Genomic DNA, 15,436 nt, shown 5'->3' on the forward strand with positions numbered 1-15,436 from the left:
GACTCGTGCAGCCACTGTAGCCCCATATTTGCCGTGAAAACGTTACGACGACTTTTCAGAAATGCTCCGGTGCCTATTGCCATCAAATGGTCAATCGCCATCGGCACCCTGATTTCACTGGTAATGAGCACCCTGGGCTGGTTTCTGATCACCCAGCAGAACCGCATCCACATGCGGGAAGTGGAGATTTTCGGCACGGCACTGGTAGAGCAACTCTCTCACTCATCGAGTGAACCTCTGCTCGCTGACGACCTGTTCAACCTCCAGGGGTTGGTCAGCAGACAGACGCAGAGCCGCGATATCGTGGGTGCTGCCATCATCGGTTTGCGCGGCCTGCGCGCTGACTCGGGAGTCGTGCCGCAAAAGCTGGACGATACAGATAAACAGAACTCCAGAGTATGGTTCTGGCGCGATGAAGACGGAATCTCCCATCCTGTGATTACCTTCACCACTCCAATCCGCTTCCGCAACACCATCGCCGGTCAGGCGATCATCACCCTCGACCGGGAATTTCTCGACCGTCATCAACGGGCCACTATCCGCATCATCGCATTCGCCACCTTGGGCCTGATCCTGATCGCCGCCCTGCTCTCATACGCTCTGAGCCGCAGGCTTTCACGCCCTATCACCCTGCTTGCACAGGCAGGAGATAAAAAACTCGGTGCCGATTTTGCCAAAAGTTTCGATGCGGGACGCAGGGACGAGATCGGCCAGGTCTACGCCCACTTCGACCGTATGTCGTTGGGACTACTGGAGAAAGATCAGGTTGAAGCTGCCCTCTCCCGCTACGTCTCACCGGTGGTGGCGAAGAAGATTCTCTCCAATCTGGCTCAGCCCCGTCTGCCGAACCAGCAGGTGGATGGCTCGGTGCTCTTTTGCGACATCGTTGGTTTTACAGAGCTTTCGGAGAATCTGCCACCTGACGAGGTCGCAACCATGCTGAACCTCTATCTGGGTTATATCGCCGAGGCGGCTCATCTCAGCCATGGATTTGTCGACAAATACATCGGCGACAGCGCCATGATCCTGTTCGGCGTACCGGATTCAGATCCGAAGCATGGCGAACATGCCATCCGTTGCGCCTGGCTGATTCAGGCACTGGTCAAGCTGCTCAACCGTGAACGTGTCTCTTCAGGAAAGAGTCCGATCCACTTTCGTATCGGGATCAACAGCGGAGTCATGCTGGCGGGCAATATCGGCATCCCGGAGCGTCTGGAGTTCACCGTTGTGGGCGACACTGTCAACCTCGCCTCACGGCTCTGCTCCCTGGCGCCGGCGGATGGTATTATCATGAGCGAAACAACTGCCATACAGCCCCATATCGATGAGATGATTGAACTGACAGAACAGGCACCCATCCAGGTACGCGGACGCAAAAATCCGGTAACACCCTCCATTGCAGGCACACCCTCCTCCGAATTCGGCCACTGGTTGATGAATGCCATCAGCACCATCCTCAACAATGGAACAAGGGGATGAAACAGCTGCTTCTGCTGACACTGGTACTCATCAGCGGTTGTGTACTCAATCCCCTGAAAAAAGAGGTGCAGCCCAAGCCAATACCGGTCAGCGACTCACTTGCCAGCGCCCAAACACTGGCACAGGAGGGCCGCCTGGGCGAGGCCGTGGCCCTGCTCGAAACGGCCATCCTGCAAGAAAATGGCAACACCCCCCTGCAGGCAACGCTCGGTAAGCTGCAACAACAAAAGAGTGCGCTGCGACGTGAGTTACAGGATCGTTTACTGATTGCAGAGGTCCATGGGATGCAACGGGAGCTCCCGCTGATGGAGAGGCTCTCCCTTTCGGAATCGGACGACGGCTATCTTAGTTCCAGGCTAATGGACAAAAAAACCAGACTGCAACGCAGCCATAAAGCGCTCTCCGACTGTGGCTGGCGATATGCCAAAACAGATCGGGAACTGGCAATAACCTGTCTGAATCTTGCTCAAACCGTCCGCAATGATGTCACCGACCTACGGCTGCTCACACAGTTGCAGGAGAAAGAACAGCTTGCCAATGAGACACAAAAACAGGAGGCACGTCTGGCGCGTGAAATGGTTTGGGCCACACGCAATCAGCAACGTATTGCACAGGCAAAAAGCTTTTTGAAGCAAAATATTCTGCTTGAAGCGCGTTATCTGATCAAACTGGTATTGAAAGAAGACCCCAAAAACAGCGAGGCTAAAAAGTTGCTTTCGCAGTTGGAAACCAAACTCAAAGGTCACGTCGATATCCTGCTGGAAACTGGTGACCGACTCTACCGGGATGGCGAGATAGAAGGCGCCAAAGCGGCTTGGCACGCAGCCCTGACCCTGGACCCAAGTGATAAACGGGCCAAAGAGAAGATCAAGCGCGCCCAGAAAGTACTCGACAACCTGGAGTCACTTAAAAAGCCGGAGTAATTCATCGGCAGGCCGAATCCCGCAAGTTCCATCCCGGCTGCTGATTTCCCAACTCTCGCGTATAGCCCCTGAATCGCCCAAGGTTATGGCCTGTGAAAAGGCCTGAAACAGCAGGATCCGGCAGTTGCAAGTGGATATTGGCCGCTGATCCGGTACAATCCCGCCCTGCGCAATGCGGAACACAAGCCCTTGATGCTGGATTCCCGCGCCCGCGTATCCGTCTCAGGGATTACGCATACAACGAGATGCGCTACAAGGTGTCACCCCGAACCGACCCGGAATGCGCCAGGCGTCTGATGGAGCTTGCCCAGGAATGGGTCAATCTGCGTTGGGAAACTTAACGAACACATGGCCGAGCTGGAACCCACCGAATTCCATCCGGTCGCTCAGGAAGCCATTCGGATGATAAAAGCGCTTTCAAGTTGTCTTGTGGGATTGCTGCTCTCATCAGCTGCCCAGGCGAACAGTTGGCTCCCCAGCACCCCGGTCTCGTTTTACGAAACCAGCTACGAGATGCAGCGTTTTGCCGCAGCGCTGAACGAAGAATCCTGGCTGGCCAATACTGCTGAAGGGACCGAACAGCCGATATCACTCAATGAGCGTCCCTACGGCTATGGCCGGGAACTGGACGACACCAGCCCTTCGGATTGGGATGGAATCAAACGGGATGCATTCTACTTCATAGGCTACCAGGCAACAGCCATCGCCGTGCTCTACGTAATGCCGGAAAGCATCTCCCAGTGGAGCGACGAGGACAAAAGCAACTACAGCTTCTCCAAGTGGTGGGATAACGTCACAAACCCAATCTGGGATGGCGACCACTGGTGGATCAACTATATCCTGCATCCCTATTGGGGGATGGCCTACTATACCCGTGCACGGGAGCGTGGTTATGACGAGATGAGTTCATTTTGGGCATCCGTTGCCTTCTCCTCAATGTATGAATTCGGACTCGAAGCCCTTTTTGAACCGGTATCGATACAGGATCTGATCTTTACGCCCGTGATCGGCAGTATGCTCGGCTACTACGTGGAAGGTGTACGTACCAATATCAAGGCACAGCGCCACTATAGTTTCGGTGACAAAACCCTCCTGGTACTCACAGACCCACTGGGAGCCGCTAACAGCATAGTGGATGGCTGGTTCAGTAATGAGGTGGAATCCGACCTGAAATTTCGATCCTTTGTCAGGAAGAATTTCTACACCAAATCAGAACCCGAAGCATGGAGTGACTCGCCCTACCACACTGAACGCGTGGTAGGTGATTATCTCGGCCTTGAGATGAACCTGAACTGGCGTTGATCAGAGAAAAAGAGCGAAAAAGGGGACAGATTTATTTTTGTAAGTCAGGTTAGCACAGCGTAACCCGACAAGATCCTACCCTGCTGCAAGCTGGCAGCTTTCGACATCTGGCCACACTATCCGCTCGCATGCCTTCTCGCTGCATTGACCCGTACCAGCCCCGATACCCAAGTCTGCCTTCGGTTATACTGACGCAGGATCAAGCCGGTTTGATACCATCAAAATCTATAATCGCAATTTTGGATAACCGAGTCATGGGTTACTGATATTTGATCATATGGAAGCCGATGCGGCGATTTGTTGTAGTCACCTGCCTGCTACTGGCCACTGCTGCCGCGCATGCTTTGGACATAACGGTGCAGATCGAAGGACTGGACAGCGAGCAGGAGACCAATGTGCGCGCTTTCCTCTCTCTGGAGCAAGAGAAGACGCGGAAGAGACTGACCGAGGGCCGTTTACGTCTGCTACACAGGGAGGCGCCGACGGAGATTCGTCGGGCACTGCAACCCTTCGGCTACTTCAAACCCAAAATCGAATCCCGGCTGGAACAGCATGAGGCAGGTTTTCAAGCCCTCTACCAAATCCAGCCAGGCCCCCGGATAAAACTGGCAAAAGTCGAGTTCAATGTCACAGGTCCAGGCATGGACGATACCCGATTTTCCATGGGACTCATGGGACTCAACCTGCACGAGAACGACTTTCTGGATCAGACCCGCTACAAGGTGCTTAAGCAGCAACTGCTATCCGATGCCATCGAGGCCGGTTATCTGGACGCCAGCTACAGCATCCATGAAGTACGGGTGGACCTGGACAGATACCAAGCCGAGATCCGCCTGGAACTGGCGAGCGGCCCACGCTACCGGTTTGGCGAGGTGCGCTTCGTTCAGGACATACTGGATCCCGAGTTCCTTGCGCGCTACCTGCGCTTCCGTCCCGGCGACCCGTTCAGCCACGAACAGTTGCTGACTCTGCAATCCAACCTTATCGATAGCGAGTACTTCAGCCACGTGGAGGTTCGCACTCTGCGCGATGAGGCGGTAGACGGTCAAGTACCCACCGAAGTGGTACTGACGCCCAACAAACCGAACCGCTACCGCATCGGACTCGGCTTCACCACCGACACAGGGCCACGCGTCACCCTGGACTGGAAGCGTCGTCTGCTCGGCCGCAACGGCCACCGCATGCTCAGCGAACTGCGCCTGTCGGCCCCTCACAGCTCGCTAAAGACAGAGTACACCGTCCCACTGGAGCGCCCATCGAAGGACTCCCTCTCATTCTCGGCCCAGGGCGACCGTTTTGACACCGACACCCGCCGCGGTGAACGTCTGCTGCTCAATAGCGCCCGTTCAGTGGGTCTGGAGAATCACTGGCGTCGCACCATCGGCATTGACTACTCCTACGAAGACTTTGAGGTGGGTGCACAGGACGACAACGCTCTACTGCTGGTGCCTTACGTGAGCTGGTCGCAGCTGCGCAGTGATGGTCTTTACTACATTCAGCGCGGCCACAGGATCAACCTGCGTTTCGAGGGAGCCGCTGATCAACTGCTCTCCAGCACCAGCTACCTCCAGGCCCATACCAACAACAAGCTCATCCGAGGACTCGGCGACGGCAACTGGCGTATCCTCACCCGGATGGAACTGGGTGCCACCCTGGCGCAAAGTCTGATGGAACTGCCCGCTTCCAAACGTTTCTTCGCCGGCGGAGACAACAGTGTGCGCGGTTTTGGCTGGGAGGAGATCGGCCCCCAGGACTCGACTGGCGCGGTTATCGGCGGACGTTTTCTGGCTGTGGGCAGTATAGAACTGGAACGTCTGCTTACGGAAAAGTGGAGTGCCGCTGTATTCGCCGATGCAGGCAACGCCTTCGACCCGGATTACACTACCGACATCGAATACAGCGTCGGTTTCGGCGTACGCTGGCACTCACCGGTGGGACCCATTCGGGTGGATCTGGCCAGCGCCCTGAGCCGGGACGAACCCTCAGTGCGTCTGCACATCGTCATCGGCCCCGAGTTATGAGCTGGCGCCTTCTCATCCTGCGCGGTCTGGCAACCCTGATCAACACCCTCCTGCTGGCCTCTATCTGCCTCATTCTGGGACTGGGCTTTGTTGCGCACAGCGAAAGCGGCACCCGTTGGCTGTTCGATCTGGCCAGGGATATGGCGCCAGGTGAGTTGCAGGCAGACAGTCTCAAGGGACGCCTCACAGGCCCGCTCCACCTCACAGGACTCAGCTATCGTGATGGCGATCTGTTGCTGGAGATCAGCCATCTGAACCTGGACTGGCAGCCCGTCGCTCTATTGCAACGACGCCTGCAGATCCTCTCCCTGGAACTGCACCAGAGCCGTCTGACATTGCCACAAACCGCTTCGGACGACACCCCAGCCGAGCCCTTTCCCGGCTTCGCCCTACCCCTTGAGCTGGTTTTGAAATCGGTAGAGATAACCGACTTTCATCTCATTCAGACCACGGCTGCCGAACCTTTCGTCATCGAACAGATCAGCCTGGCTGCCCAAACTTCCGGTGATACACTGAAAATCAACCATCTGGACGCCACTGCCCTTGGCGCTCAAGTGGTGATCAACGGAAATGTGCGCCTGATTCCAACACTGCCCCTGGAATTGCAGTTGCAGTGGCGTTATCAGCTGCCGGAGGGTCCCGGACTGTCAGGGCAGGGCCGCGTCACCGGCAACCTGACCGAACTCAAGCTCGATCAGACCCTGCCCCCCCCTCTGTCCACTTCCCTGAACGCCACCCTGTATGAGTTGGAAACAGCACCTCACTGGGATGCCAAACTGGCGCTGAATGGCACGAATCTCGGTGCCTTCGTCGCCGGTTTTCCCGCCAGAATCAACGGACGACTCCACACTACCGGCAGCCCTGATACGATCAAAGTTGACGGCAACCTGAAACTGACCGAGCGCTCCCTGGGCGAACTGAACACGGCGTTGGCCCTTACCTATGAAGCGGGCAGTCTGATTGCCGACCACCTGCAAATCACCACCCCCACTGGCGCAAAGATCGAAGGCCGCGGACGCTACACTGTCGACGGCGCCCAAGGCGTGTTCGATGCCGACCTCTCCTGGAGCGACCTGCGCTGGCCCCTGGCTGGAGAGACGATCCAGGGTCGCAGCAATCAGGGCCGATTGAAAATTAACGGTCAGCCAACGAACTACCATTACCAACTCAGCCTTGACGTGCGCATCCCGGATCAGCCGGCACTCGCGCTGGAAGCATCCGGCAATGGCAATACCGATGGTCTGGACTTTGAGTCGCTGCACATCCTCCTGCCCGAAGGGGAGATCGACGCTTCCGGCCGGGCCGACTGGGCGCCACAGCCAGCCTGGGATCTGAGTCTTACCGGGACCGGCATCAATCCTGGACTGTTCCACCCCGACTTTCCCGGCAAGCTGGCACTGGATCTGACTAGCCGAGGCCAACTGTTGGAGGACGGCCCCCAGGTTGAAATGAGACTGGCACGGCTGGATGGTGAGCTGCGTGACTATCCGATCAAAGCCACAGGCGACCTGAAACTCGCCGCTGAGGCGTTACAAATCGACAGCCTGGCGCTGATCTCAGGCAGCAGCGTGGTCCACATCGATGGTACTGCCGGTAACACGCTGAATCTGGAGTGGAGTCTGCAGGCCGACGACCTGGCCAGCCTGTGGCCCGGCCTGACCGGTTCCCTTCAGGGCGAAGGCCGCCTGAGCGGCAGCCGGGAGGCACCGCAAATTCACGCCGACATCAGCGGCAAGGCTATCGGTTTCAAGGCCCATGAGGTGTCAGAACTTCAGGTACAGGTGGCACTGGACCTGAGTCGCAGCCAGCAAGTGGACCTGGATCTGGCAGCCCATGGCCTGAAGTCAGGCGCCCTGCAGTGGCAACAATTGTTATTGAGTGCCAAAGGGTCGCGCGCCGCACACCACATCGAACTGATCCTGGACAGTCAGCAGGCACCGGCAGCACAACTGGCCATTGATGCCGGGCTGGATGAACACAACCGCTGGAGCGGACATCTGCAGACACTGGCTCTCACCTTGCCTGAAGTCGGCCGCTGGGATCTGGAGCGCCCCACCGCCTTTACTCTGGCAGCCAAAACCCAGCAGGTGCAGGATCTGTGTCTGACTGCTGGCGAAGGACGTCTGTGCGCTGACTTCGATGGAAATGCGGATCATGGCTGGAAGGCAAAACTGAACGCCCCGGCCTTTCCCCTCGCCTTCTTCCAGCAGTGGCTGCCACCGGAGCTGGCACTCACGGGGCACAGCGACCTGGCAGCAGACTTTCACACCGATCCCGAGGGGACAATCCTCGGCCATGCCGATATCAAGCTGCCCAAGGGAGAGCTGGTTTTCGAACTGAATGGTGAACCCCGCCAAGTGGATTTCTCCGGTGGCCATCTACAGGGGAAGCTGGATGCCAAGGGTGCCCATGCTGAAATCACTATACCTCTGGCCGATCTGGGAGAGATCGATGGGGAGATCCATCTGCCAGGGCTGAATGCCGCAAACATGGACCTGGACAAACAACCCCTGGCGGGTCACCTGAAGGCACGCATCAACGACCTGGGTCTGGCCTCAGTGGCAGCGCCGCAATTACAAAATGTGGCAGGCTTCATCGATGTGAATTTCACCCTTTCCGGCCTTGTGGGCAAGCCCGAATTCAAGGGTCAAGCAGCGCTGAAGGAGGGTGCCATCGACATCCCTGAACTGGGGTTGGAGCTGCGCGATATTGGCGTCAACATCAATGCGCCTACGCTGGACCGGCTGCTGCTGCAAGGCAAAGTCAGTTCCGGCAGCGGTATTCTGACGCTGGAGGGTGAGACCCGCATCGAACCGGCCGAGGGCTATCCCACCCGCCTCAAGATACAGGGAAAGGATTGGGTGGTGGTGAACATCCCGGAAGCGGAGATGCACGTGTCACCGGATCTGCTGATCCTGCACAGCAGCAAACGCTCCGAGCTGGACGGCGAGATTCACATCCCCTACGGCCGTATCCGTCCACGGGAACTGCCCGCCTCCACGGTTTCTGATACCCCGGATCTGGTGATTGTGGGTCGTGACGCACCGCAGCAGGAGCAGGATGATCCGGACTTCCACTCCAGGCTGCGCATCATCTTTGGCGACAGGGTCAGTTTCGAGGGCTTTGGCCTGCGTGCTGATCTCACCGGCAACCTGCTGCTGATCGATGAACCGGGTCGGCCAGTCATTGGCCGCGGCAGAGTGGGAGTGACGAACGGTACCTATCGCGCCTACGGTCAGGATCTCAAAATAGAACGCGGTTACGCCCTGTTCGCCGACAGCCCGGTGGACAATCCGGGCCTGGATGTTCAGGCGGTGCGCGAAGCTGGCGAGGTAACCGCCGGCCTGCGGGTGAGCGGCACCCTGAAGACGCCCAAGCTTTCACTCTACTCCACCCCGACCATGACCCAGAGCGAAATCGTCTCCTATCTTCTCACCGGGCATCCACCGGGCGAATCCAGTGGAGATATGAACATAGTCGCGGCACTACAGGCGGCAGGCGTGGGCAGCCTCGCTACCGAAGCGGGCCGTCAGCTGGGATTGGAAGAGCTGCGAATAGAAGCGGGTAACAGCCTGGCCGAAGCTTCCGTAGTGGCAGGCACCTATCTGTCTCCACGCCTGTATGTGCAATACGTCAACGAACTCGCCACCCGTGAGACCAAGCTGCGGCTGCGCTACGACCTCACCGACAAACTGCAGATTCAAACTGAAACCGGTCGTTCACAGGGAGTGGATCTGTTCTACACCATTGAGCGTTAAACCAGGGCCAATATCTTTCCTATGTTGAGCTGGACTCCACCGGAAAACCCTCCATGCGCCACTCCGGCAGACCACCATCCAGACGTCTGGCTTTAACGCCTCTCTCCCGCAGCTTCGCAACGGCATCGAATGCCAGTACGCAATGCGGTCCACGGCAGTAGGCAACAACCTCTTGGGAAGGATCCAGTGCATCCAGCTGCTTTTCCAATTCTGCCAGCGGAATATTGATCGCGCCCGGCAGGTGTCCCGCTGCATACTCCTCCGGTGGACGCACATCCAGCACAGTCACCAGACCATCCCTGACCCTCTCCAGCAATTGCGCCGCCGGAATAGGTTCCAGACTGTCCTTGACCTTGAGATAGTCATCGACAAGACGATCCACGTCAGCCAGATGGCGCTCCGCCACTTCTCTTAGCGAGCCAAGCAGGGCCGAGACATCCATACCACTCAACCGGTAGTAGACCTTGTGACCCGCTTTGCGGTTAATGACCAATCCAGTCTGCCTGAGCTGCTGCAGATGTTGGGAGGTATTGGCCACAGTCAGACCTGAGACCTGGGCCAAGGCATCCACGCTACGCTCGCCCTGGGCCAGAAACTCCAACAGTTCCAACCGGTAGCCATTGCTCAGCGCCTTGGCGACACGGGCAAACTGGCTGAAAAGATCGTGTTTAAAATGACCTGTTGACATATCAACTCAACTATACTTCAATTATTCAAGAGATCTATTGAATTAATGATAATTAAAAAGTATAGCAGACAAGAGAGTGGAGGATAGTGGATCATGAACTGGCACGACTGGATTCTGGGCAATGAGTTGCCCATTCGCCTGAGTTTTTTCTTCGGCATCTTTGCCATTATGGCAGGGTGGGAGATCCTCTCACCCGCCCGCACCCTCACCGTCCCCAAGGGTATTCGCTGGGCCAATAATCTGGGACTGGTGTTTCTCAACAGCATTGTGCTGCGGCTGCTCTTTCCGGCAGCTGCGGTGGGAGTTGCCGCCTTTGCTCAAGAGCAAGGCTGGGGGCTGTTCAACTTCTATGAAGTACCCTTCGTTCTATCGGCCATCATTGCGGTGATCGCGATGGATCTGGTGATCTATCTACAACATGTAATGGTCCACGCGATACCTGTTCTTTGGCGCCTGCACCGGGTACATCACGCCGATCTGGACTACGACGTCACCACCGGCGCGCGCTTCCATACCCTGGAGATCATCCTCTCCATGCTGATCAAGTTCACCACCATTCTGCTGCTGGGTCCACCCGTGGTGGCTGTGGTGATCTTCGAGGTGGTGCTGAATGCCACTGCCATGTTCAACCACAGCAATGTCCGACTGCCAATAAGTCTGGACCGGGTAGTGCGCTGGTTCCTGGTCACGCCTGATATGCACCGCGTACACCATTCGGTGGAGGACGATGAGGCAAACAGCAACTTCGGTTTCAGCCTGCCCTGGTGGGATCGGCTGTTTGGCACCTATCGGGATCAACCCAGAGGCGGTCACGAAGGCATGACCATCGGCATCCACAAATACCGCGATCCGCAACAGGTCAATCAGTTGCCCGGTATGCTGGCGCTGCCTTTTGTCGGCAAGATCAGTGGTTACGCCATCAACCGCCGTGAATGGAGCAGTCACGATGAAAACTAAAGGGCTGTGCCGGCTGTTGGCGGAATGACGCAATGGATCAAGGAAGCCCTGCCTGTACAAACTACAGTCGAAGTCTGATAAGGAGCCAATCATGAACACCCTGATCATATTGAACGACCCACCCTACGGCACTGAACGCAGCTATAACGGTCTGCGCCTGGCCAAGGCACTGAGCAAGGCAGATGCGAAGGTCACGCTGTTTCTGCTGGCCGATGCGGTGGTCTGTGCAAAACGTGGACAGAAGGTACCTCAGGGATTCTACAACATCGAACTGATGCTCAAATCCATCATACGTAAATTCGTAATCTCTCATCCATTCTTGGCAACAAACTGGCCGGAGTGCAGCCGGAAGGCATTATGCCCGGAGATGATTTGACGGTGCGTTCCAGGCAACCGCATTGAGAGGAGAAAACATCATGTCCATGATAACCAAACAGCCACCGGGTGGCCGCTGCACTCTGTATATACGCATTGTCTACCCATGAATCCAGTCAGCCGACAAGAATCCCCTCTGACCTACAACGCCCGCCCCAACGGCGCGGCACACCAGGACACCCTGCCGGGGCGCTATCGCTGGTGGGTGATGACGCTCTCCATGGCCGCCTTCACTCTGGCCTTCGTCGGCTGGCTCAATGAGTCCTGGCTCTATCTTTTCGAGAGCCCTATCTGGCTCAACCGCTATACCGAATATGCCATTATCCTTGCCTTTGGCCTCTGGCGTATCCGCGCTGAACAGAACCCCTATACCCGCAAACGTCTGATCATTCTGGTGACGGTGGTGACCGGATTCTGGTGGCTGATCCCCTGGTTGATACCGATGTTCGAGCCTTATGCCGGTTACGTCTGGAGCCAACCGGTGTTCCCCGCCCTGCACACACCGGGCACCCTCACCTTCCTTCTCACACTGATACTGGTCTTCCTCTTCGGGCGGCGCATCATCTGCGGCTTCGGCTGCCCCTGTGTGGGCGTGCGCGAGACCGTGGGCTTTCCCTTCCGCCGTTTCTCACTGCGCAGCGATTGGGCCTGGCGGCTGCGCCATACCAAGTGGTTTTTCTTCGTCTGGTACGTGGGGGTGATGGTAGCCACCCAATTCCCACCCAATGCCTGGACCGCAACCCTGGTCGGCATGTTCGCGATGGTGGTGGGACTCACCTATTTCGGCACCTTCTTCATCACCCCGATCACCGGCAATCGTTTCTACTGCCGTTACCTCTGTCCCTTCGGCGCCACCTTTGGGCTGCTTAATCACGCCGGTTTCTATGGCATCGAGATGGACACGGAGCGGTGCATCGACTGCCAACGCTGTGAGCAGGCCTGCGACATGGGCATCCCTGTGTGGCGGCAGGGAAAATCAACTGGTGAGGTCACTGGTATAGAGGACTGCATGGGCTGCGCCCGCTGCATCATCTCCTGCCCCACCGATGCGCTGGCGATTCACGATGTACGCAACCTGTTTCGGCTCGCTCTGCGGCAGGATGCCAGCCATCTGCTGAAGCGAAAACCACAGCTCCCGACCCCTCGGACTGAAGCCGTTCACCGACCGGTGACAGAACGCCTGAGCGACTGGAATCAAGCGGAAGAATTGCTCTCTTCTGACGACCTGAAACGCCAGGCAGAACGCTGCCTCGATTGCGGTGTTCCCGGCTGCCGCAATGCCTGCCCGCTGGGTAATTTCATCCCCGACTGGCTGGAGGCTGCCGCCCGTGGAGATTGGAAAACTGCTGGAGATCTGGCCCATGCGACCTCACCACTGCCCGAGGTATGCGGCAGCATCTGTCCTCAACACCGTCTCTGCGAAGGTGCCTGCACCCGCAACCAGATGGAAGGGGCTGTCACCATCGGCGCAGTCGAACGAACCCTGGCCGAACGGGCATTGGATGCAGGCTGGCGACCGCTCGAACCGGCGCACCGAACAGGACGCAAGGTGGCGATCATCGGCGCCGGTCCGGCGGGTCTGAGCTGTGCGGAACGCCTGAACCGGACTGGCGTGGAGGTCACCGTTTATGATCGATCAAACAAGATCGGCGGCCTGCTGCAAACGGGTGTTCCATCATTCAAGCTGGACAAGGCTCTGCTGGCGCGACGACAGACCCTGCTGGAAGAGGCTGGCATCCGCTTCACTCTCGGCATGGCGGTGAACGGTGTCATGTTGTCTCGTTTACTTGAGCAGAATGACGCCATCTTTCTTGGACTGGGCGCGCAGAAACTACGCTCCATCGAGTTGCCTGGAGAGACTCTCAGCGGCGTTGAGCAGGCGCTTGGCTGGCTGGATAGAATCAATGCCGGCGAGAGAGAATCATTGACCGGCCAACGGGTATTGGTTATCGGCGGCGGTGATACGGCGATGGACTGCGCCCGTTCCGCACTGCGCCTGGGGGCAGAGGTAAGCGTTGCCTATCGCGGCCCGGAGGAGTGCCTGCGCGCCTCGCCCAAGGAGGTCAAACTGGCCCGCGAGGAGGGAGCCAGATTCCTGTTCCAACACATCCCACTCGAATGTGAAGGTGCGTTCAAGGTTCATGGGATGCGCTTCGGAACGCCGGAGGGAACGGCAGTCGTTGGCGCCGACCGCATCATTCTCGCCCTTGGCCAACTCGCCGACCCACCAGTCTGGCTTGGGAGCTTTGGCATTATCACCGAGCCAGACGGGCGTATCCGTGTCGATGCCCAGGGCCGCACCAGTCACGCCAGAATCTGGGCGGGTGGCGATAATATCCTGGGCCCCAATCTGGCGGTCAACGCCATGGCCACTGGTCTCACTGCGGCTGAGGGCATACTGACCAGTTTCAGTCCGTTGCAACGCATTCGGCGGCAGGCATGAAGCGGATCATTCTTCTGCTTATGATCTTTTGTCTGCCGCAGCCAGTCGCAGCCAGCCATCCATCGGCGGGTATAGATCTGTGCGAGATACACAAAGACAAACTGCCGCCCGGCCTTACTGCCGAATCACTCCCCGATCCACAATCGCCTGGGGCAGCGTTGCTGCATCAATACTGCACCCAATGCCATAACCTGCCAGGACCTGATCGCCACACGGCTGGCGAGTGGCGCGAGGTAACACCCAAGATGTTTCTGCTGATGGATGTTTCGCACCGTTTCGGCGGATTGATGGGCCGGGTGGAGATCATGCAGAGAGAGGAACAGGAACGTTTGCTGGTCTATCTGGAGCGCCATGCGATTGATGGGGTCGGAGTCAAACCGCTCGACCCCCGTCACTACTCCCAGCATGCTTTGCGCGGTTTGGACGAGCGGGGTCGGAGTCAAACCGCTCACGATAGTCACATCAACCCTGCATCTTCACGCGGTTTGACTCCGACCCCTGGAGAGAACGACCACTGGCTAACGCGCCTTTGGGTTCTGGCTCCTTTCCTGTTGCTGATGGGGGTAGGTCTGTTCCGCTGGTGGAGGCATAGTCACCATGCGTAATCGAATCATCATCCCGCTGGTAATCGCCCTGCTGGCCCTTTCTGCAGGCTTTGCCTATGTGCACTGGAGCAAAGGGGGAGCCGGCACCGGTCTCTACTCCCGTTACTGGTCACCCGATCCGGTACAGGGCTATTGGGACCCGGAAAACTTCTACCAGTCACCAGATTCGGTCCAGGGCATTTTCACAGGCAAACAGTGTGTCCAGTGCCATGAGGGGATCACCCCCGGCATAGTCAACGACTGGCGTGCCAGCCGCCATGCTCAGGGCGAGGAAACGGTCTATTGCAACGACTGTCACGGCAATGACCATCAGCAGTTACGCCTACCCACTCCTGATGTGTGTGGCAATTGCCACGCAAAACAGCACGACGAATTCAGGGATGAGGCCCGCTACGGTTTTCCCAGCCATGTCCTGGCGATGGAACGGGCAGTGGATGCCAAGCACTTCGTGGACAAACCCAAGGCCGAGGTCCAATCCTGTGTCCAGTGCCATTCGGTGGCCACCAAGTGCGACTCCTGCCATAGCCGACACCGTTTCAATGCCGCGGAGGCACGCCGTCCTGAAGCCTGTATCACCTGCCACTCAGGGCCGCCGCATCCCGATGATGAAACCTACTTCGCCTCCGCCCACGGCAAACTCTACCTGGCCGAAGGAGACAGTTGGGACTGGTCCAAACCACTGACCAAGGGTATCACAGCACCCACTCCAGTTTTACTGCCATGGACAACGGACGCCATCAGGTTGCCGAGAAGTCCCTGTGGAAGTTCGGCCTGTGGGAGATCACCATACCTCCAAAAACTCAGGTGCTGCGCAAGAAATGGTCAAACTTGCAGCGATTGCTACCGAAGAGGAAAGAGCAATACGTAACTGAACGAAGTATACTT

General features: G+C 57.5%; 11 protein-coding genes. 10 read left to right on the plus strand and 1 reads right to left on the minus strand.

What is annotated here, in order from left to right; genetic code table 11:
* Positions 1-69 precede the first annotated feature (69 nt).
* The 5 genes from G9Q73_RS02015 to G9Q73_RS02035 all read left to right on the plus strand — a co-directional run bounded on the left by G9Q73_RS02015 (position 70) and on the right by G9Q73_RS02035 (position 9,483).
* Positions 70-1,479 carry an adenylate/guanylate cyclase domain-containing protein gene (locus G9Q73_RS02015; protein WP_177418265.1) on the plus strand — a complete coding sequence of 470 codons (1,410 nt, stop codon included), beginning with the start codon at positions 70-72 and terminating at the stop codon, positions 1,477-1,479.
* Positions 1,476-2,402, plus strand: coding sequence for a hypothetical protein (locus G9Q73_RS02020; protein ID WP_177418266.1), 927 nt, complete (start codon positions 1,476-1,478; stop codon positions 2,400-2,402). Before G9Q73_RS02015 ends, G9Q73_RS02020 begins: the two co-directional genes overlap by 4 nt.
* A gap of 348 nt (positions 2,403-2,750) precedes the next feature.
* Positions 2,751-3,704, plus strand: coding sequence for a DUF3943 domain-containing protein (locus G9Q73_RS02025; RefSeq protein WP_177418267.1), 954 nt, complete (start codon positions 2,751-2,753; stop codon positions 3,702-3,704).
* A gap of 287 nt (positions 3,705-3,991) precedes the next feature.
* Complete coding sequence (locus G9Q73_RS02030) at positions 3,992-5,725, plus strand: autotransporter assembly complex protein TamA (protein WP_177418268.1); 1,734 nt, start codon at positions 3,992-3,994, stop codon at positions 5,723-5,725.
* Complete coding sequence (locus G9Q73_RS02035) at positions 5,722-9,483, plus strand: translocation/assembly module TamB domain-containing protein (RefSeq protein WP_177418269.1); 3,762 nt, start codon at positions 5,722-5,724, stop codon at positions 9,481-9,483. Before G9Q73_RS02030 ends, G9Q73_RS02035 begins: the two co-directional genes overlap by 4 nt.
* 19 nt (positions 9,484-9,502) lie before the next feature.
* Here G9Q73_RS02035 and G9Q73_RS02040 read toward each other — a convergent pair whose 3' ends face one another.
* Positions 9,503-10,171, minus strand: a complete 669-nt coding sequence (locus G9Q73_RS02040) for an ArsR/SmtB family transcription factor (RefSeq protein ID WP_177418270.1) — start codon at positions 10,169-10,171, stop codon at positions 9,503-9,505.
* Between the two features lie 93 nt (positions 10,172-10,264).
* On the opposite strand from G9Q73_RS02040, the gene G9Q73_RS02045 reads away from it, so the two are divergent.
* From G9Q73_RS02045 to G9Q73_RS02065, 5 genes are all read left to right on the plus strand, one after another.
* On the plus strand, positions 10,265-11,128 hold the full coding sequence (locus G9Q73_RS02045; RefSeq protein WP_177418271.1) for a sterol desaturase family protein: 864 nt from the start codon (positions 10,265-10,267) through the stop codon (positions 11,126-11,128).
* A gap of 91 nt (positions 11,129-11,219) precedes the next feature.
* Positions 11,220-11,504, plus strand: a complete 285-nt coding sequence (locus G9Q73_RS02050) for a DsrE/DsrF/TusD sulfur relay family protein (protein ID WP_177418272.1) — start codon at positions 11,220-11,222, stop codon at positions 11,502-11,504.
* A gap of 105 nt (positions 11,505-11,609) precedes the next feature.
* Positions 11,610-13,946: an FAD-dependent oxidoreductase gene (locus G9Q73_RS02055; RefSeq protein ID WP_177418273.1), complete on the plus strand. Its 2,337-nt coding sequence runs from the start codon at positions 11,610-11,612 to the stop codon at positions 13,944-13,946.
* Complete coding sequence (locus G9Q73_RS02060) at positions 13,943-14,551, plus strand: hypothetical protein (protein WP_246344916.1); 609 nt, start codon at positions 13,943-13,945, stop codon at positions 14,549-14,551. The genes G9Q73_RS02055 and G9Q73_RS02060 overlap by 4 nt, the downstream gene beginning before the upstream one ends.
* A complete protein-coding gene (locus tag G9Q73_RS02065) occupies positions 14,544-15,419 on the plus strand; it encodes a multiheme c-type cytochrome (protein ID WP_246344918.1) in 876 nt (291 codons plus the stop codon). Before G9Q73_RS02060 ends, G9Q73_RS02065 begins: the two co-directional genes overlap by 8 nt.
* Positions 15,420-15,436: the final 17 nt, after the last annotated feature.

Source organism: endosymbiont of Lamellibrachia barhami, assembly GCF_011947365.2.
Taxonomy (GTDB): domain Bacteria; phylum Pseudomonadota; class Gammaproteobacteria; order Chromatiales; family Chromatiaceae; genus QGON01.

Coding starts and splice junctions, on each gene's coding strand:
- G9Q73_RS02020 (WP_177418266.1), top strand. CDS start 1,476: ATGAAACAGCTGCTTCTGCTGACACTGGTACTCATCAGCGGTTGTGTA.
- G9Q73_RS02025 (WP_177418267.1), top strand. CDS start 2,751: ATGGCCGAGCTGGAACCCACCGAATTCCATCCGGTCGCTCAGGAAGCC.
- G9Q73_RS02030 (WP_177418268.1), top strand. CDS start 3,992: ATGCGGCGATTTGTTGTAGTCACCTGCCTGCTACTGGCCACTGCTGCC.
- G9Q73_RS02035 (WP_177418269.1), top strand. CDS start 5,722: ATGAGCTGGCGCCTTCTCATCCTGCGCGGTCTGGCAACCCTGATCAAC.
- G9Q73_RS02040 (WP_177418270.1), bottom strand. CDS start 10,171: ATGTCAACAGGTCATTTTAAACACGATCTTTTCAGCCAGTTTGCCCGT.
- G9Q73_RS02045 (WP_177418271.1), top strand. CDS start 10,265: ATGAACTGGCACGACTGGATTCTGGGCAATGAGTTGCCCATTCGCCTG.
- G9Q73_RS02050 (WP_177418272.1), top strand. CDS start 11,220: ATGAACACCCTGATCATATTGAACGACCCACCCTACGGCACTGAACGC.
- G9Q73_RS02055 (WP_177418273.1), top strand. CDS start 11,610: ATGAATCCAGTCAGCCGACAAGAATCCCCTCTGACCTACAACGCCCGC.
- G9Q73_RS02060 (WP_246344916.1), top strand. CDS start 13,943: ATGAAGCGGATCATTCTTCTGCTTATGATCTTTTGTCTGCCGCAGCCA.
- G9Q73_RS02065 (WP_246344918.1), top strand. CDS start 14,544: ATGCGTAATCGAATCATCATCCCGCTGGTAATCGCCCTGCTGGCCCTT.